Genomic DNA, 19,105 nt, shown 5'->3' with positions numbered 1-19,105 from the left:
TGTTAAAATAATACATATATGTGGTAAAAGTGTATAGTTCATATTTTGATTTTCTTCGGAAATTTGCCTCAGTGATATTTATATTTTATATATAAATTGATGATTGATTTAGTTTAGTAATTAAGGGTGTTCTTTTGAATACCTTTTTTTATGGTATAATAATTTAAAAAAATCTAAACCCATTCGTACAGCAGTTTAGGGCTAGTTTAAGTGCGCGATTACCTAAAAAACACAAGAATGAAATATATGGCCATTTCACATTAAATAGATGATCATGAAATGTGTAAAATTATAAACTAACTAGAGTAAAGTATTAAAAATACACCAATCATAATACCAGCTAAAGGGACCAGTTTTTTACGTTTATTCTGTTCTTTAAAAACTAAGCCACCTATTATTACAGCTATAATTAATTGACTTCGTTTAATTGCTGATAGCAACATAATTAGAGCATCAGGATCTTGTAATGCTTTAAAGTAAAAATAATCTGCCGCTACTAATAATATACCAACAGCTATAATTGTCCAACGAAATTTAAATGCGCTTCGCTTTGCTTTAAAAGGAAACCAAGTTATGGACAATATCAAGAATAAAATTAATACCGTATACAAGCAAAACCAAAATTGTAAAGTTTGTGGTGCTAGAGCTAATTCCTGTATTAAATATTTATCGTACAATCCGCTTGAAGCTCCTAAAAATGTAGCTCCAATAATAGCAAAAATCCATTTATTCTTTTTAAAAATAATACCTTCTTTTTTACCTATGCGAGAATATAGAATTACTGAAAATATGATTAAAAAAAAGCCAATCCATTGAAAAGGGTTAGGCCGTTCTTGATAAATCAAAATTGCTCCAATAAAAGTAAAAAAAGGTCCAGCAGAACGAATTGGAGTCACAATAGTAATTGGTAAGTGCTTTAACGCTTGATACGCTAAAATCCATGAACAAGCCATAATTATAGATTTTATAGCAATAAAACCATGTGTTGACCAAGGGATTTCTGCAATATAAAGTTGCATAGACAGCATGCTATCCTTGTAAAAAAGGGAGCCAAAATAAAGTGGTAATAGTAATAAAAAGCCTGAAAATATAGTCCCAAATAACACAGGAAACACTTCATTGCCTTGCACAGCATGTTTTTTACACAAATTGTGTAAACCCAAAAATAAAGCAGCTAAGAGACCAAGATACATCCACATAATGCGCGCGAAGATATTAGATAATAATCTGTTTATATCAACATTTTTAAGATTAAATTTTTCTTCGGAAATGTAAACCATAACAAAAGCCATCTAAACATTAATTAGATGGCTTTTGCTATAATACGAAATAACTTTAAAAGTTAGTCATTTGGAATTAGAATGGATTTTACATTAACGAATTCTTTGATTCCAAATCCGCCATGTTCACGTCCAAACCCAGAGTCTTTTACACCTCCAAAAGGCATAGAAGGTTCGGCTAATCCAAATGAGTTTATAAATACCATTCCTGTATCAAAATGTTGCGATGCTAATTTTGTGGCACGATCTATATCTGTTGAAAAAATTCCACCACCAAGACCAAATCTACTATCATTGGCAATGCGCATGGCATCTTCTTCATCTTTTGCTTTAATTAATGCAGCAACTGGGCCAAATAACTCATCATCATAAGCTGGTTGTCCAGAGTTCACGTTTTCTAAAACAGTAGCAGGATAATAATAGCCCTTACCACTAGGGATTTCTCCACCACACAAAATTTTAGCACCATTAGAAACACTTTTTTCTACTTGTTCGTGTAATGTTTCTCTTAAATCTTTTCTTGCCATTGGACCCATTTGAGACGATTTATCTGTTGGATCTCCAACATTTAAATCTTTCATGGCCTTTACAAATGCATCTTTAAAATCATCATAAATACTATCTACAACAATAAATCGTTTGGCAGCGATACAAGTTTCTCCATTGTTATAAATTCGTCCTTTTACACACATTTTTACAGCAACATCTAAATCGGCATCATCTAAAATGATGTAAGCATCATTACTACCAAGTTCTAAAACGGTCTTTTTGAGTTCGGCAGTTGCTTTTTGTCCAATATTTTTTCCAGCACCAGAGCTTCCTGTTAAAGTTACACCTCTCACATGTTTATGTTTTATCACAGCATCAGATTGGTCATGTTCTATCACTAAAACTTTAAATAAGCCTTTTGGTAAACCTGCAGTTTCAAAAATAGTTTCTAATAATAATGCTGTTCCTGTAACATTAGAAGCGTGCTTTAATAACACACTGTTTCCTGCCATTAGATTTACAATAGCATAACGTATCACTTGGTATGACGGATAATTCCACGGTTGAATTCCGTAGATAATACCAATAGGAGAGTAGGTTACAATTCCTCTTCCACCATTAGATAGCTCACGTTCTTCATCTTTTAAAAATTCAGCAGCATTAGTTGCTGAATACTCACAAATTCCAGAACACAAATCGATCTCTTGATGACTCTGTTTTAATAATTTTCCCATCTCATCTGTCATGAGTTGGGCTAATTCTTTTTTATAATTTTGAAGTTCTTCGCCAATAGCTTTGATAATTGTACCACGCTCTTCGTATGACTTTTTTTTCCAGCTTAAAAACGCTTCGTGTGAATCGTCTATAATAGTTTCTATCTGATTATCTGTCATCAATTCGTAAGTTGATAAGGATGTTCCTGTTGCAGGATTAGTAGTTGTTATTGTTTTTTTATCTGTTGTAGTTTCCATGTTATTTTATTTATAATTATTTATTGATATGGTTTATATGTAATGCCTAAAACTTATTGTTGCTCTGTTGGCACAATATAAATGTCATTAATATTTACACGTTGTGGTTGTGTAAGTGTATAATGAATTGCATTTGCAATATCTTCAGATTCTAGAGTTGTCATTTCTTGCATTTTCGATACTTTCTCTTTAATATCTTCATCTGTAATTGTACTCATTAGGTTAGTCGCTACAGCTCCTGGCTCAATTGAGGTTACATTTATGCCATGTTTTGGGGCTAACTCTTGACGCAAGCCTTCAGAAAACATCTTTACCGCAGATTTTGTTGCGCAATACACTGCACCTCCAGGGAAATAACGATTTGCTGCCATTGATGAAATATTGATGATATCTCCACCCTTATTTTCAATTAACTGAGGTAATACAGACGCGACTCCATTTAAAACACCTTTAATATTAACGTCTACCATAGTATCCCATTCTTCCGTTTTTAGTTTATTTACAAACGATAGTGGCATCAAACCTGCGTTATTAATCAGGCCATCTACTTTTCCGAAGGTATCAACGGCTTTACTCACCACATTTTCAAAATCTTTTTTCTTAGTCACATCACCTGTTGCAACAAGTGCTTGTCCGCCATTATTTTCAATAACCGTTTTGAGTGCTATTAATTTATCTTCACTTCTTGCCATTAATACAACTTTTCCTCCATCTGCTGCGATTTTTTTTGCTGTTGCTTCTCCAATTCCGCTTGATGCTCCTGTAATAACTATTACTCTGTCTTCTAAATTCATATGTTTGGTTTTAAGTTGTTATTTATGTTATCAAAGGTCACAAAACAATAGTGTAATTTTTAGCTCGTTTGCTAGGATTCTGTGCTTGTGTGCTACTGTCAATCATAAATATTTCATAATATTTTCGTGCTTAGGTCATCACGTTAATATTTATGGCAAATGCGTCAATACCAATTGAATGATACCTGTAGTTTTAATACCGTATAATAATTAAACAAAATAGAAACGATGATAAAGCCAAGAGAAAAGACGCCAGAATTAGAAATCAACTTAGTAAATGATACCACCTGGAAATTAAGTGAGCAGAAACCTGAAAACTTTACGATGCTTCTTTTTTATAGAGGAAAACACTGTCCGGTTTGTAAAAAACAGTTGGAAGAACTTCAAAAAAAATTAGATAAGTTTAAAGACCGTGGTATTAATGTGATTGCTATCAGTACAGATACAGAAAATATTGCAAAAGAAACTTTTGATGAATGGGATATTGATGATATACCGTTGGGTTATGATTTTTCAATTGAAGCTGCCAGAACTTGGGGATTGTTCATTTCCGAGGGTATAAAAAAGGAACCTGAACATTTTACTGAACCAGGACTATTCTTGGTTACACCAGAGCAAACCGTATATTGGGAAGCCATACAATCAATGCCATTTGGTAGACCGAGTTTTAATGACGTCTTGGGAGGAGTAGATTATATTTTAAAAGAAGGTTATCCTGCAAGAGGCGAAGCATAATTAGTAATACTTTATACTGTTATGGAGTAAGTTTAAATAAAAAAGAGGTTGACATCATAGTTAACCTCTTTTTTTTCTTCGGAAATGGGAAGACTCTACACCTTGGATTATAAATATAATTCAGCAATTTCTAACCAAGTTGCCACTCTTTTATATCCTGAATCATTCACATTATGAGGCGAATTGAATAATAATGTATCGCCTTGAAATTTTTCTAAATTGTAAGTTCTATCATCAATAAGTACATCGCCATTTAAAATAAATTTATCACCACACATAATACGATGTTGCCAAGTGATGAAAGGCATATGCTCATCTAACCAATCACTTTTTTCTTTTAAGGAATTTGGAAATTGAGTCGCTGCAGTTGCAATATATACCTCATGTTTTGCATATAAAGCTTCCATAACTTGTATGCTGTCTTTTATAGGATTTAGATTTCTAAAAAAACCAAGTTGGTAAGCATGCTTTCCTATACTTGCCTGATGCGTTTCTGGCACATTTTGCCAAACTTCACCAGAAGTTATAGTGTTTAACTTAAGATCTTGTTTGTGTTCTAAATTATATAATTCAATGTGTTTGCCATAAGTATCTGCAATCACATCGTCCATGTCTACAAAAATTGTCATCTGTTTTTTTTGCTAAATTCCGAATATTAAGAACAAAAGTCAAGCTAAGTTGAGTTATTTAATAGTTTATTAACTCCTACGCTTTAAGAGAATATAATCTTTGGTTTTAATTAACAAATCTTAAACTTTATAAATGTTAAGCGATGTGTAACTTTGTAAGTGAAACTAATATTTAACTCCCAAGTGTTGGATAATTACAATTTCAGTATGAACAAAAAAAACACCTTATATTCTATTTTAGATTTGGCTTTGGTATCTCAAGATCATAGTTTAAAACACACATTTAATAATGTTTTAGAATTAGCTCAAAGCGCGGAGCAATCGGGATATACACGCTATTGGTTAGCAGAACATCACAACTCGGAAAACATTGGGAGTAGTGCAACCTCTATTTTAATTGGTTACGCAGCGCAAGGTACAGAAACGATTAGAATAGGCTCAGGAGGCATTATGTTACCCAACCACTCACCATTGATTATAGCAGAACAGTTTGGGACATTGGCTTCGCTATATCCCAATAGAATAGATTTAGGATTGGGAAGAGCACCAGGAACCGACAGAGAAACAGCAGAAGCCATCAGATCTGATTTTATGAAAGCAGCGCACGCTTTTCCAGGTGAATTAGAACAAATACAAACCTATTTTTCGGTTGAAAATAAAACCTCAAAAGTTCGGGCTACCGTTGCAGAAGGTGTTGATGTTCCAATTTATGTGTTAGGTTCTAGTACAGACAGTGCCAACTTAGCCGCAAAAAAAGGATTGCCTTATGCATTTGCAAGTCATTTTGCGACCACTCATTTATGGAATGCCTTAGATATTTATCGTAGCACATTTCAACCTTCTGAAGATTTAAAAAAACCTTATGTCATCACTGGGATTAATGTTATTGTTGCAGATACAGATGAAGAAGCAGAGTGTTTGTCAACCTCATTAATTCAGTTAATTCTTGGTTTATTTACAGGAAAACGACAAGCTGTGCAACCACCAACCGAAATGACTGAGTATTTAAAACAGGTGATGCAAAATCCGCAAGTGCATCAAATGCTTAAATATTCATTTATAGGTAGCAAAGCGACTGTTAAAGCACAGGTTAAAGAATTTATGGAACAAACAAAAGCCGATGAACTCATTGTTGTTACTAATATATATGATATAAAAGATAGAATTAGATCTTACCAATTATTTGCCGAAATTATGAAAGAATTGAATGCGGAATAAGTTAAAGTGATTAATAAGCTGTTTGTGTCTAATTAATTCTATTTCAAGTTTTTGAGATTAAGTAAGACATAGTGAATTGATCTAAAATTTAAATTATAGTTTTTCCTGTCTTAACTAAGCATACAATTAAACATACTTAACAATTCGTCCTTGTTTTGTTACAGTTCGGTAATTAACAATGTATTGTGACTAACATCTGTAATATATTTGTGTTATCGTTTAATATTAGCAGTAACAGAATAATGGGTCATACTAACAAAAAGTCAGGTAAAGCAAAACAAATTTTTAGAATCGTTTTATTAGCAGGTACTTTTATTTCGTTATGGTTTGTGCCTTGGATTTTAGTTAAAGCATGGATTTTACCTTTACCTAATACGGTACAAGAGCAAGTGAATCAATCACTAAGTCACGGCTTTGACGGTGTGATTGTATATGTTGATGAAGCTGGCAAGGCTCCAGCATATTATGCTGCTGGTTATCATAATAAAGAAGAAAAAACACCAGCCAATCCCAAAGCATTATTCAAAATTGCTAGTATTAGCAAGTTATACGTAGCAGTTGCTATTACCAAACTGGCTCATGAGCAACGTTTGTCTTTAGATCAATCTCTTGTTGATTATTTTCCCGAACTTGAACAACGAATTGAGAATGCTAATAACATCACAGTGAGAATGCTAGTTAAACACCGAAGTGGTATTCCTAATTTTACAGACAATCCTAAGTATTGGGAAAATCAACCAAATACAAATATAGACGTATTGGATTATGCGCTTGATTTACCAGCAAATTTTCAACCAGATCAAGATTATGGCTATTCAAATACTAATTATTTGTTGCTGTCCCGAATCATTGAGAACGTTACAGGAAAAACTCGTCAAGACTATTTTAAGAAAGAAATTTTTACACCACTTGAACTCAATAATACGTATGGCTCGCTTAAAGAGGTCAAAAATATTGATAACGTTATGAGTGGTTACTATGTAGGTCTTGATGTTGATTTTAAAACCGAAGAACAAGGCATGATTGCAACAGCAGAAGATGTTGGTACATTTTTAAGAGCCTTAAACGATGGTACATTGCTTAATAAAGACGAAATGAAAATTTATGCGTCCTTGTATGAGTTTAACCATGGAGGATTAGCTGCTGGCTATCAATGTTTGGCAGAGTACCATGAAGATATTGATGCCGTTGTAGTGCAGTTTATGAATACAACCGATTTTGAAGGGTATCAATGGAATTTGTTACAAATAACACACAGTCGTGTAGTGAAGATCTTACGTAAAGCAAAGGACATATAAAACAGTGTTGGCAGCAATTAAAACAAATTAAGCAATGACAAATAATATAATAAAAATTGTAACCCTTGCATTGGTAGTATTATTGAATGCTTGTGAAACTAGGAAATCCATTACGAAAGAAAGCGATTCTTTGGCCATAGTAAATCCATATCTTGGACAAAAACCTCCAGGATTAATTCCCATACCATTTGCTCCAGGTCTTGTATCTACAGGAATTTATGAGTACGATGGTGCATTTACCCCAGATATGAGGGCATTTTATTTTATAAGAAGAGGAGAAGAAAATAAAAAATCGGCTTTTTACGAATACAAATACAATGAAATTAATGGGATGTGGGAGAAATCAGAAGTAGCATCTCCATGGATAGGACGACCAGTAGTTTCGCCAGACGGTGAAACCATGCATTTAGGTGACAAATATCTAAAAAGAACGGAATCTGGATGGTCTGAATTACAAACCCTTGAACCTCCTACTGTAAGTAATGATTCTATGTATATTATGCGTCTTTCATCATCTGCAAATGGTACGTATTATTTTGACACCTATAAAGAGAATGATTCAACTTTTCCAATTCGCTATTCACGTTTGATAGATGGAAAACATGAAGAACCAATAGCTTTACCAAAAGCAATAAACACAGGAACGTTTTTAAGCCATCCCTTTATAGCACCAGATGAATCGTATTTATTGTTTGATGCTGAAAGGGTAGATGGTTTTGGTGAATCTGACATTTATATCAGTTTTAAACAAAAAGATGGTACTTGGGGTAATGGAATTAATTTAGGAGATAAAATAAACACTAACGCGTGGGAAGCTTCAGCAAGTATAACTCCAGATGGCAAATACCTTTTCTTTAGTAGAAATGTTGGTTCAGACGAATTTGAAAATGTAGATATTTTCTGGGTAAGTACAAAGGTTATAGAAAAACTAAAACAATAACTACTACCAACAAGGTGTATAAGTGAAGTGTAACAAGTTTTACTTTAACTCGTCATTTATAATATTACCAACTACTCATGACCGTGTACATTACATCAAAACATCAAACTTGGAGAACAATTGCTTTATTCTTAGGTGTACTTACTGTGCTTAGTGCAATATGTTATTATGCGATATTAAGGCTGAATCCAACCAGTATTTATATTGGAGCCTTAATGATGTGTCCTGCCATAGCATCATTTATCACATTAAAGCTAATGAAACGTTCTATTTCAAGCTTGTCATGGAGTTTAAAAGCCTCTAAGTATTTAAAACTATCTTATATATTACCTGTATGCTATGTGGCCATTTCTTATATATTGATTTGGGTATTTGGTTATGGTAATTTTGGAAATCAGAATACAATAACTGAGTGGACTCAAGAACTTGGTATGACAGGTTACAATACATCGGTCGTTGTATTAGTAATGATGATGCTTTTAGCTGTTGTTGGAGTCGTTAAAAATATTGGTTCAACTTTAGGTGAAGAGATTGGTTGGCGTGGTTTTTTTGTTTTCGAACTAAGAAAAGTAGTGTCTTTTGGTAGCACCTCTATAATTAGTGGGTTAATATGGTCCATTTGGCATTGGCCAATAATTTGGCTTATTTATAATGGTAGTAATCAACTGTTCTTTCATATTGCAGCGTTTACATTAATGATTGTATCCATTTCTATTATCATGACCTATTTTACTTTTAAATCGAATAGTTTGTGGCCAGCAGCTTTATTTCATTCAGTGCATAATATTTTTATTCAAAAAATCTTCACACCATTGACATCAACAAATGATAGTAGTAGCTTTTGGCTAGATGAATACGGAATAATGATTCCTTTTGTAGCATGCCTTTTTGCGATTGTATTTTGGCGAAAGGCAAAAAAAGAGAATCTATAGCATTAACATTAATACATTTCAATCAATCAATCAATCAATCAATCAATCAAAATGACAGTATTAGTAGTAGGTGCCAGTGGTGCCACAGGACGTAAATTAGTTGCACAACTTTTAGCCCAAAACCATAATGTGAAAGTCATTGTAAGATTACCTGATAAGTTACCAGATTCTTGGAAAACTAATAACAATCTTCAAATTATATCAGCAAGTATTTTAGAATTATCAGATGAAGACATGCGTAAAATAACATGCGATTGCAATGCAATAGCGTCTTGCCTTGGTCATAATCTAACATTTAAAGGTATTTATGGAAATCCAAGACGACTTGTTACAGATGCTACAAGTCGCTTATGTAATGCCATAGCATCTCGTAATTTACAACGACCTACAAAGTTTGTTTTAATGAATACGTCAGGCAATCGTAATCGTGATTTAAATGAACCGATTTCTTTAGCTCAAAAATGTGTTATCGGACTTTTACGTTTATTACTACCTCCTCATGTAGATAATGAGAAAGCAGCAGATTATTTACGTACTGAGATTGGACAATATAATAATACTATTGAATGGGTTGTAGTTAGACCAGACGATCTAATTAATCAGGAAGAGGTTTCAGGGTATGAAATACATCAATCACCAACACGAAGTGCTATATTTAATGCAGGTAAAGTGAGTCGAATTAATGTAGGGCATTTTATGGCTAGTCTAATCAATGATGATGTTTTATGGAAAAAGTGGAAAGGACAGATGCCAGTGATTTATTCTAAGTATTCTAGCTAAATAAAAATAACAAGACATAAATCGATTACATCTAGAAATAACGACACGATTTCACGATTATCGTATGAATGTGTAATATTTCCTGTTTAAAACACTAATTAATATAAAACACCAAAATTTTTATAATATCATGGAGTTAACATCAGCAAAATTAATTCAAGAACTAATAGAAACCACACAACAGAACATAAGTGTTGTAGATAAATTAAGCAATCAGCCTATAGAAAAGTTAAATTGGAAATCAAATACCGAAAGTTGGAGTGTTTTAGAATGCATAGCACATTTAAACAACTATGGTGATTTCTATATTCCTGAAATCACAAATAAAATTAAAAACTCTAAACATAAAAGTTCAAAACTGTTTAAAAGTAATTGGCTTGGTCGTTACTTTAGTAAATCGGTTGCATATCAAGAAAACTTAAATAAGATGAAAACCTTTAAGTCTATGAATCCCATAAACTCTAAGTTAGACATTAGCACGCTCCAAAAATTTATAGATCAACAACATCAAATCATCAAGCTATTGAATACCTCTAAAACTATAAATCTAGATAAAACTAAAACGGCGATTTCTATATCTAAATTAATAAAATTAAAATTAGGCGACACTTTTAGAGTATTAATTTACCATAATGAAAGACATGTAAAACAGGCAGAAAAAGTGTTAAGAGCAGCTAATAGTTATTAATTTTATACGTTTCGCAAATTTTAATACGACACAATATTAAAACTTTTCAAAATAGTTATAATAATTTCACGAACATGTAATAAATTTTAAAACAAGCCACTAACCAATAAAAACAACACTATTGAGTAGCGATTTTTATACATCATCTATTTTGCCGTTTGCAGGAATAATCATCAAATTATGTCGAGCTTATACCAACTCGCAACAAGATTTTGAAGATTACTATCAAGAAGTATGCTTACAAATTTGGAGGAGTAAAGACAATTTTCGTGAAGAATCTCAATGGAGTACTTGGATATATCGTATTTCATTAAACGTGTGTTTGACCTTACTTAAAAAGAAGAAAAATAACGTTCAACATTTCGTGTCTGATTCTATAACTGCGGAAGAAACCGAGGATAATTATGCGTTTTCAGATGAATCTCTAAATTTATTGTACGATGCTATAAGGAAGCTATCGGAAATAGATAGAGCTATCATTATGCTGTATTTAGAAGAAAAATCACAAAAGGAAATTGCGGAAATCATAGGTACGAACCCTAACAACATAGGAGTACGTGTTCTAAGAATAAAAGCGAAACTAAAAACAATATTAGATGGAAAGATCAATTGAAACTATTTGGAAAGAGGGGTTTATTAAAAGTGACGCATTAGTCGCTCCAAAAATAAACAATCTTTACAATCAAAAATCAATTCATATCATTGATAAATTTAAACGCATGTTTAAAATAAATTTGATGGCCATTGTAGCATTCTCATTTATCTTTTTAATCGTCTCATTTATTATTGGTATACCAATAACTGGCATATTATTTTTTATGATGCTTTCGGTACTTGTTTTTATTAATAAATCCTTATTAAATGATTTAGATAAAATTGATCAGGGAGAAAGTAGTTATCAATATTTAAAGGCATTTAATGAGTGGATACACAAACAAGTAGCCATCAATATAAGAGTGTCGAGATTTTTATACCCAATTATATTTTTATCAATGATTTTGGGCTTTTGGTTTAAAGATGCAGAAGGTGTTCCTTTAGGAGAAAGACTTGTGAGTGAAATTCTTCATGGTTTTCCAAACACTTATTTAATATTTGGAGTTCCATTAATAGGAATTGTAATCGTAACTCTAATTTTAGGGTTGCTAGCCTATTTTGGAGGCCATATTTATAAATGGGATTTAAATATCGTTTATGGAAGAGTGTTTAAAAAACTAGAAGAATTAATGGCAGATATCGAAAGTTTAAGAAGCTAATAACCAATTACAATAAGCTTTTACAGGTTTTCAAAATATAAGTAGCTATTGCATGTAATATTTCTTGTTTTCAGCCACTAACCAAGAAAACAATAGAAATTATGACACTACAAGAAGCACATAACACTTTTGAAAGTTTAAAAACAAAAGCAACTACTAAGTCTGAAATTAATATATACGAGAAATTTCTTCATATTCTAAAAGCATTAAAGCATAGGGCACTTTCACAAGATGAAATGCAAGCCATAACAACAAAACTTGAGAATTTAAACATTAATTCAAATCCAGAGAACAGAAAAAAGTTTTATAAAAAAGCACTCATTAAATTTGAAAAGCATTTAAAGGAAAACCTCTCCTTAACTACCAAAGACTACTACACTAAGTTAAGTGTAAGCTTAGGAATATTATTTGGTGTCGTTGCTGGAGTTTTACTAGGTCAGTATTTCGAAAAGTCGTTAGGGATTTCCTTCGGAATTTGTACAGGCTTGTTTATTGGTGCTTTTGTTGGTCGTCGTAAAGATGCTCAAGCCCAAGCAAACGGAAATATGCTGTAAATCAATTGAACAGAAACTAAAAAAGTCATGCTATTCATGTTAAGCGAATTGCCGATTAGTTTTCGATAACTTACAAATCTGCCTAAAATGAATACATGAAATCATATAAAACCTTGTAAATAATCTACAATTCATCATTGTAAATAAACAGTTCAGATATTTTACTTCATAATCAACAAATTTTCATAAGATATTTGGACTCAAAATAATATCATCATTAATCAAAAAAATCAATTAAATGACAACAATCAAAAAACAAATTTTATTAAAAATAGCATGTATCACCTTTGCTTTTGGCTCAAGTACAACGAATGCACAAAACACAAATCTAGAACCAACCTCACAAAGAGAGGGTTTTATTATAGAATTCGTAGTAGGTGGAGGCTTAATTAGTATTGAAGATAGTGCAGGTGTTCAAACGTTCGATAAATCCCAAGGGACCTTCGTTTTTCCAGATTTAAAGTTGGGCTATATGTTAAATAAAAAACTGGCACTTACAGTATCTTTACCTGGAAATATCTACGAATTTAAGGATAACGACAGGCATTTTGGTGGTTTTATTCCTTCTGTACAATATTGGGTTAAAGATAGATGGTGGATTCATGGTGGAATAGGTTTAGCAATAGACTCACCAGCATTATACGATATTAAAGACGATGTAAATGACAATTGGAACTTTGGTTGTACCGTCATGACAAGTACAGGTTACGAAATATACAAAAAGAAAAACTTCGCACTTAATGTTCAGTCTAAATTAATTCTAGGTCGTACGTCTTTAGGTGGAGATGCACATAGAGATGCAGTAATCTTTAATGTAGGGTTAGGCTTTAGTTGGTTATAAACTTTATTCTAAAATATAATAACTATTGTGTTACAAATCATAACCTTTAATCGTTATATACATATTCAATCATCAATCATCAATCATCAATCATCAATCATCAATCATCAATCATCAATCAAAAAACGATCATTTTATGTTTTACAAATCAAAGGAGGGAAAAGCACAAATCTTAGCGCTTTATGATCAAAAACTTCAACAACTTAATATACCATATCAAGACGCACAAGTAAAAACCAAATTTGGTAATACCAATGTCATCATAAATGGTAATGATAGCCAACCACCTTTAGTCCTCATTCATGGCACTGGTGGTTGCGCTCCATTAATATTAGAATCATTTCCAAAACTCTCAAAACAATATCAGGTCTTTGCTATAGACGTTCTAGCGCAACCTAATAAAAGTGACGAACATCGTTTAGACATGAAAACCTTAGATTATGGGCAGTGGTTATTAGAAGTTATCATTAAGCTAGGTTTAACAAATGTCACTTTAGTAGGGTTTTCATTTGGCGGACTCATTAGCCTTAAGGCGCTGGAGTTTAGTCAAATTCAAATAAAAGAAGTCTTCCTTATCGCACCAGTTTATATCGTAAATGGGAATCCATTTCTAAACTTATGGAAAATGTTTATACCCTTAAAAAAATTCATTAAAACAAATAATAAGATGCATATCAAAAAAGTAATGCATGCATTGTTTTCTGAATACGATGAATTTGCCACTAACTTTTTAGCAAGCACTTTTGAACATTGTAATATGGATTTTTCACCATTGCCAGTCATATCCCAAAGAAAAGCGCAAAATATAGATACACCAATTACCATCTTTGCTGCCGAAAAAGACATCATGTTTCCTGGGAGAAAACTAATAAAAAGAGCAAAAAAAATATTTCCATCTTTAAAAAAGGTAGTATTATTAAAGAGTTCTAAGCATGTACCAAGTGTGAATGACTTTTCAGCGATAGAAGAAGCTATTTTGAATAGTACTAATAAAGAGTAAAAAAATGTGTGTGTAAAGATGTACTGTATAGAGACTTAACAGGATGTCTTCTAATTTTATTATACTTTTACATTTCTTTTAGCAACCAAAACCTTGATTAACCAAAAATCTATAGCAGTTTTACCCTTTGTCAATATGAGTAATGATATTGATAACGATTATTTTTGTGATGGTATTACAGAAGAAATAATTAATGCATTAACAAAAGTAAAAGGTTTAAAAGTTATAGCAAGAACCTCTTCTTTTGCTTTTAAAAACAGAAATATTGATGTTAGACATATCGGTAATCAATTAAGTGTAGCTACAGTTCTTGAGGGGAGTATTAGAATATTTAATAATAGAATTCGTATTACTATTCAATTGATACGTACAAATGATGGTTTTCAAGTTTGGTCTCAAAATTTTGATAGAAAACTAGATGATATATTTGAATTACAAGACGAAATAAGTCTAATTATAGCAGAACAAATACGAGAAAATTTTGGCCATTTAGATATTTCTAAGCACATCTCTATCATTGGTACTAAAAATATTAATGCTTATAAATTGTATTTAAAAGGTAGAGCTTATCAACTTAATTGGGCGTTAGAAGATTATATAAAAGCTATAAATTGCTATAAACAAAGTATAGAAATAGATCAAAATTTTTATGATGCCTATTTTGCATTAAGTAGATCCTATGGCATTTTATCAAGTTGGGGTTTTATAGACAAAAAGGAAGGAGAGCAATTGGCAAGGCGCTATTTAAATATTGGTTTAGACATAAATTCTACGTCTTACTTAGCCTATTTTTCTAAATCTTCATTGAGCTTTTGGAATGATTGGAATTATTCTAAAGGAATAGTTTTTCTAAAAAAAACATTACTTCTAAACCCAAGTTATGCTATAGCCTATGAAGGGATATCAGAAATTTACATGGCAACAAATCAACTAGATAAAGCCCTGTTAAATATCAATAAAGCTATAGAAATTAGTCCATTGTCACCTAATCATCATTTTACAAAAGGGAATGTATATTTTTTAAAAAAAGAATACACTAAAGCCCTAATCTATTTAGACGAATGCTTGAAAATTGATCCTAATTTCACGTTAGCAATCGAGACTAAATTGGCTTGCTTTATATTACTAAATGACACTTCAAAATTTAGAAATTATATAGCAACAATGCCACAACTTATCAGTCCTAAAGTGTGTGAAATTCTATTTAGTCTCTTCAATGACGAACAACAAATTATTGATATTGATACCAATGTTTTTAAAATTAATGAGCGTTTTAAAAATGTTTATCCTTGGCAGTTTTATTTACTAGTATATTCTGGTAAAATAGAAAAAGCACTTCATGTTTTTGAAAATAAAATTAAACTGAAGATAGGGCAGTTAGTCAATTTTCAACTAGATCCTTTTTTAGAACCTCTACGACAACACCCACAATTTCAACTAATCAAAAACGAGGTGATCTCATCAGGATATGAGCCTAATAAAAAAGAGCTTTCAATTAAAGTACAAAAGGAAAACTCAAAACCCTTAAATGCTACCGAAATTAGCAAGTATAAAATAGCATTAATAGATTTTATTAAAAACACTAAACCCTACTTAAACCCTAATCTTTCTCTAAGAGATCTTGGTAATAGCATAGCATTACATCCTAATAAATTATCTTGGTTGCTAAATGCGGAATTTAATAAAAACTTCAACGATTATATTAATCAGTTTAGACTTCTTCATTTTAAAACCATTGCTCTCAATCCCAGGTTCAAACACATAACGCTTTTAGGGCTAGCCTATGACTCTGGTTTTAACTCTAAAAGTGTATTTAATACATATTTTAAAAAAGCAGAAGGCATTACGCCAAGTCAGTGGGTTAAATCACATAGTAACTAATTTTATTACTTTCTTTATCTAATTTTCTGTTAAGGCATTTATCCCATTTGCAGGCTAATTTGTACACCATCTCACTAACAATTTTAAGAAATAATTCCGAACGTTCGAAATTATAATTTCGGACGATTGGAGAGATCTTAATCCTCAAATTTGTAAACTCATACAAATAATCAATTAAAAAACATTCACTAATGAATTCGGTAAATCAAAAACACAAAAACAACAACTATAAAAGCCTAACTAAAATTGTAAACCAAACTATGTTATTAGTTTTATTTACAATTACAACACTTTTATTATCATGTTCTAATGATGATGACAACGCATTAATCAATACTCATTCAAATATTGAAGACGTATTAACTAATGTCGGTTTTAACGGTTATGCCATTGTAACTAAAAACGGAAATGACTTAGTACGTCAAGGTTTTGGGCTAGCAAATGTAAGTACTGATATGCCTCAAAGTTATGATCTCAATTATCGCATAGGTTCAGTAACTAAAACATTAACAGCTGCTGCTATTATGCAATTAAAGCGCGATGGTTTAATAAATAATCTCAATCAAACTTTAAATGAATTTGATGACGAATTTCCAAACGGAAATCAAATCACAATTGCTCATTTATTATCCCATCAATCTGGTATTCCAGACTACCAATTTGTAGTTGAAGATGCTCACGAACAAGGTGCAAACCTAGATGAAGAAGATATATACGACGTAATTATTGAAATGATTGCTCAAAATGGTCTCAACTTTGCACCAGGTGCTAGCAAAGAATACAGCAATTCAAATTTTCTTATTGCAGCTTTATTGATACAAAATTTGTCTCAAATGTCTTACCACGACTATATTGAGCAAAACATTTTTATACCGTTAAGCATGACAGATACTCATAAAGGTAGTAACAGTATTAATACTGCTGCTCACGCTCAAGGTTATAACTACGGAAATGTAAATAGCACGTATCCTATGTCTATTGCATTTGGTGTAGGCGACGTTAGTAGTTCACCAAGAGATATGGAAACATGGACACATGCAGTAAAAGATAATTGGTTCACAGACGCTGAAAAAAACGAAATATTTGCTCAAAATGTACCAAGCGGATTTCTAGATTTCGGTTTAGGTTGGTTTACTACACAAGAAGAAAATACAACAATGTATTGGCATGGAGGAGATATTAATGGCTATTGGTCTATGATTGGTTTTGTGCCAGAACATGATGCTATAATTGTACTATTAAGTAATCATCAAGACGATACTGGTACACAACGAAGCACTATTATTCAGCAACTTTTAACTCACGAATTAAAATCATCAATTTAACGACCAAAAAACAAAAAAATCATGCAATCAATTAAAAAACAAATGATGTTAAAAATGGCTTGTATCGCCATTGCATTAACATCTAGCATAACATATGCACAAAGTGAAAATTTAGAATCAGAAATCCAACGAGATGGCTTTATCTTCGAATTTAGTTTAGGTACTGGTATAATCAGTATAGAAGATAGTGCTGGTATTCAAACTTTTGATGACGCTCAAGGAACGTTCACTTTTCCTGATTTAAAGTTTGGCTACATGTTAAATGAAAAACTTGCAATAACAGCAGTATTACCAGGTATGATATACGAATTTCAGGGTAACGATAGACATTTTGGTGGTTTTATCCCATCATTACAATATTGGGTAAAAGAGCGTTGGTGGCTTCATGGTGGAATTGGTTTAGCAATAGATTCGCCAGCACTTTATGATATTAAAGACGACCTAAATGACGATTGGAATTTTGGATGTGCTATCATGGGAAGTACAGGTTATGAAATTTACAAAAAGAAAAATTTTGCATTAAATATACAGTCTAAGTTAGTTCTTGGTCGTACTTTTTTAGAAGGAGATGCACATAGAGATGCCGTAACCTTTAATATAGGACTAGGCTTTAGTTGGTTATAATTTTTATAAGATGCATATAACGCAATCACAAACCGTTTTACTTGCAGGAGCAACAGGCTATTTAGGTGGTTTTATAGCTCATGCTTTAGTTCAAGAAAACTACAATACTAAACTTATTGCAAGATCTATTAAAAAATTAAACAAGCTTCATAGTAAAACGGTTAAAATAATAAAAGCTGAAGTCACAAAACCAGAGACGCTCACAGGTATTTGTGAGGGAGTTACTACAGTTATTTCTACTGTTGGTATTACAAGGCAAAAAGATGGTTTAACCTATATGGATGTCGATTATCAAGCGAATTTAAACTTATTAAACGAAGCAAAAAGATCAGGAGTAAAGAAATTTATTTATGTTTCTGCTATCAATGGAGACAAGTACAGACATCTTAAAATTTTTGAGGCAAAAGAAAAGTTTGTAGATACCTTAAAAACCTCTGGGTTAGATTATACAGTCATAAGGCCAAATGGGTTTTTCTCAGATATGAAAGACTTTTTAGACATGGCAAAACGAGGCAAAATATACCTTTTTGGGAATGGTGAACAAAAGTTTAATCCTATCCATGGAGAAGATTTATCCATTGTGTGCTTACAAGCCATTAACACAAATAATAAAGAAATTATAGTTGGAGGTCCTGATGTTTTAACCTTAAATGAAATAGGAGAGATGGCTTTAGATGCTTTACAAAAGCCAATAAAAATAGTGCACTTACCAGATTGGATAAGGCGGTTTACAATTTGGACATTACGAACATTTACATCATCCAAAACATATGGTCCCATTGAATTTTTTTTAACACTAATGGCCGAAGATCATATTGCGCCACGTTTTGGATCTAGAAGATTGTATTATTTTTTTAACGTGAATGTATAACC

20 protein-coding genes are annotated in these 19,105 nt (G+C 32.0%); 16 read left to right on the top strand and 4 right to left on the bottom strand.

Annotated features, from left to right (window positions below; all coding sequences use genetic code 11):
* Positions 1 to 296 precede the first annotated feature (296 nt).
* The 3 genes from TD29_RS14875 to TD29_RS14865 form a co-directional block, all read right to left on the bottom strand.
* Entirely contained in the window at positions 297 to 1,199 is a 903-nt protein-coding gene (locus TD29_RS14875) for an EamA family transporter (RefSeq protein WP_040282201.1), read from the bottom strand.
* A 143-nt stretch (positions 1,200 to 1,342) separates the two neighbouring features.
* Entirely contained in the window at positions 1,343 to 2,740 is a 1,398-nt protein-coding gene (locus TD29_RS14870) for an NAD-dependent succinate-semialdehyde dehydrogenase (protein WP_040281724.1), read from the bottom strand.
* A gap of 53 nt (positions 2,741 to 2,793) precedes the next feature.
* Positions 2,794 to 3,534, bottom strand: a complete 741-nt coding sequence (locus tag TD29_RS14865; protein ID WP_040281722.1) for an SDR family oxidoreductase — start codon at positions 3,532 to 3,534, stop codon at positions 2,794 to 2,796.
* 228 nt (positions 3,535 to 3,762) lie between these two features.
* On the opposite strand from TD29_RS14865, the gene TD29_RS14860 reads away from it, so the two are divergent.
* Positions 3,763 to 4,269: a peroxiredoxin-like family protein gene (locus TD29_RS14860; protein ID WP_040281720.1), complete on the top strand. Its 507-nt coding sequence runs from the start codon at positions 3,763 to 3,765 to the stop codon at positions 4,267 to 4,269.
* Positions 4,270 to 4,376: 107 nt separating this feature from the next.
* Here the strand turns inward: TD29_RS14860 and TD29_RS14855 are convergent, their stop codons facing one another.
* Positions 4,377 to 4,898 (bottom strand): 5' nucleotidase, NT5C type, encoded by a 522-nt coding sequence (locus TD29_RS14855; protein WP_040281718.1) that lies wholly within the window; start codon positions 4,896 to 4,898, stop codon positions 4,377 to 4,379.
* A 207-nt stretch (positions 4,899 to 5,105) separates the two neighbouring features.
* Between TD29_RS14855 and TD29_RS14850 the strand changes: the two genes are divergently transcribed.
* The 15 genes from TD29_RS14850 to TD29_RS14780 all read left to right on the top strand — a co-directional run bounded on the left by TD29_RS14850 (position 5,106) and on the right by TD29_RS14780 (position 19,103).
* Positions 5,106 to 6,116 carry an LLM class flavin-dependent oxidoreductase gene (locus TD29_RS14850; RefSeq protein ID WP_040281716.1) on the top strand — a complete coding sequence of 337 codons (1,011 nt, stop codon included), beginning with the start codon at positions 5,106 to 5,108 and terminating at the stop codon, positions 6,114 to 6,116.
* A 242-nt stretch (positions 6,117 to 6,358) separates the two neighbouring features.
* Positions 6,359 to 7,414 carry a serine hydrolase domain-containing protein gene (locus TD29_RS14845; protein WP_040281714.1) on the top strand — a complete coding sequence of 352 codons (1,056 nt, stop codon included), beginning with the start codon at positions 6,359 to 6,361 and terminating at the stop codon, positions 7,412 to 7,414.
* Between the two features lie 34 nt (positions 7,415 to 7,448).
* Complete coding sequence (locus tag TD29_RS14840) at positions 7,449 to 8,354, top strand: TolB-like translocation protein (protein ID WP_052467138.1); 906 nt, start codon at positions 7,449 to 7,451, stop codon at positions 8,352 to 8,354.
* Positions 8,355 to 8,431: 77 nt separating this feature from the next.
* Entirely contained in the window at positions 8,432 to 9,286 is an 855-nt protein-coding gene (locus TD29_RS14835; RefSeq protein ID WP_040281712.1) for a CPBP family intramembrane glutamic endopeptidase, read from the top strand.
* Positions 9,287 to 9,337: 51 nt separating this feature from the next.
* Complete coding sequence (locus TD29_RS14830; protein WP_040281710.1) at positions 9,338 to 10,066, top strand: NAD(P)-dependent oxidoreductase; 729 nt, start codon at positions 9,338 to 9,340, stop codon at positions 10,064 to 10,066.
* A 130-nt stretch (positions 10,067 to 10,196) separates the two neighbouring features.
* Positions 10,197 to 10,754 (top strand): DinB family protein, encoded by a 558-nt coding sequence (locus TD29_RS14825; protein WP_040281709.1) that lies wholly within the window; start codon positions 10,197 to 10,199, stop codon positions 10,752 to 10,754.
* A 121-nt stretch (positions 10,755 to 10,875) separates the two neighbouring features.
* A complete protein-coding gene (locus TD29_RS14820) occupies positions 10,876 to 11,367 on the top strand; it encodes an RNA polymerase sigma factor (protein ID WP_040281707.1) in 492 nt (163 codons plus the stop codon).
* Positions 11,351 to 12,007 (top strand): hypothetical protein, encoded by a 657-nt coding sequence (locus tag TD29_RS14815; protein ID WP_040281705.1) that lies wholly within the window; start codon positions 11,351 to 11,353, stop codon positions 12,005 to 12,007. Before TD29_RS14820 ends, TD29_RS14815 begins: the two co-directional genes overlap by 17 nt.
* Positions 12,008 to 12,108: 101 nt before the next feature.
* On the top strand, positions 12,109 to 12,561 hold the full coding sequence (locus TD29_RS14810) for a hypothetical protein (protein ID WP_040281703.1): 453 nt from the start codon (positions 12,109 to 12,111) through the stop codon (positions 12,559 to 12,561).
* 238 nt (positions 12,562 to 12,799) lie between these two features.
* Positions 12,800 to 13,402, top strand: coding sequence for a hypothetical protein (locus TD29_RS14805; protein WP_040281701.1), 603 nt, complete (start codon positions 12,800 to 12,802; stop codon positions 13,400 to 13,402).
* A gap of 136 nt (positions 13,403 to 13,538) precedes the next feature.
* Positions 13,539 to 14,402 carry an alpha/beta fold hydrolase gene (locus tag TD29_RS14800; RefSeq protein WP_040281699.1) on the top strand — a complete coding sequence of 288 codons (864 nt, stop codon included), beginning with the start codon at positions 13,539 to 13,541 and terminating at the stop codon, positions 14,400 to 14,402.
* 93 nt (positions 14,403 to 14,495) lie between these two features.
* Positions 14,496 to 16,283 (top strand): tetratricopeptide repeat protein, encoded by a 1,788-nt coding sequence (locus tag TD29_RS14795; protein ID WP_206539801.1) that lies wholly within the window; start codon positions 14,496 to 14,498, stop codon positions 16,281 to 16,283.
* Positions 16,284 to 16,474: 191 nt separating this feature from the next.
* The gene (locus TD29_RS14790; protein ID WP_052467137.1) at positions 16,475 to 17,608 is read left to right on the top strand and encodes a serine hydrolase domain-containing protein; all 1,134 of its coding nucleotides are present in this window, start codon (positions 16,475 to 16,477) and stop codon (positions 17,606 to 17,608) included.
* A 21-nt stretch (positions 17,609 to 17,629) separates the two neighbouring features.
* Positions 17,630 to 18,232, top strand: coding sequence for a hypothetical protein (locus tag TD29_RS14785; protein ID WP_040281696.1), 603 nt, complete (start codon positions 17,630 to 17,632; stop codon positions 18,230 to 18,232).
* Between the two features lie 10 nt (positions 18,233 to 18,242).
* Positions 18,243 to 19,103 carry an SDR family oxidoreductase gene (locus tag TD29_RS14780; protein WP_040281694.1) on the top strand — a complete coding sequence of 287 codons (861 nt, stop codon included), beginning with the start codon at positions 18,243 to 18,245 and terminating at the stop codon, positions 19,101 to 19,103.
* The last annotated feature ends 2 nt before the right edge of the window (positions 19,104 to 19,105 follow it).

The organism is Psychroserpens damuponensis, assembly GCF_000826655.1.
Classification (GTDB): domain Bacteria; phylum Bacteroidota; class Bacteroidia; order Flavobacteriales; family Flavobacteriaceae; genus Psychroserpens; species Psychroserpens damuponensis.
This window is presented reverse-complemented; position numbering and strand designations above follow the sequence as displayed.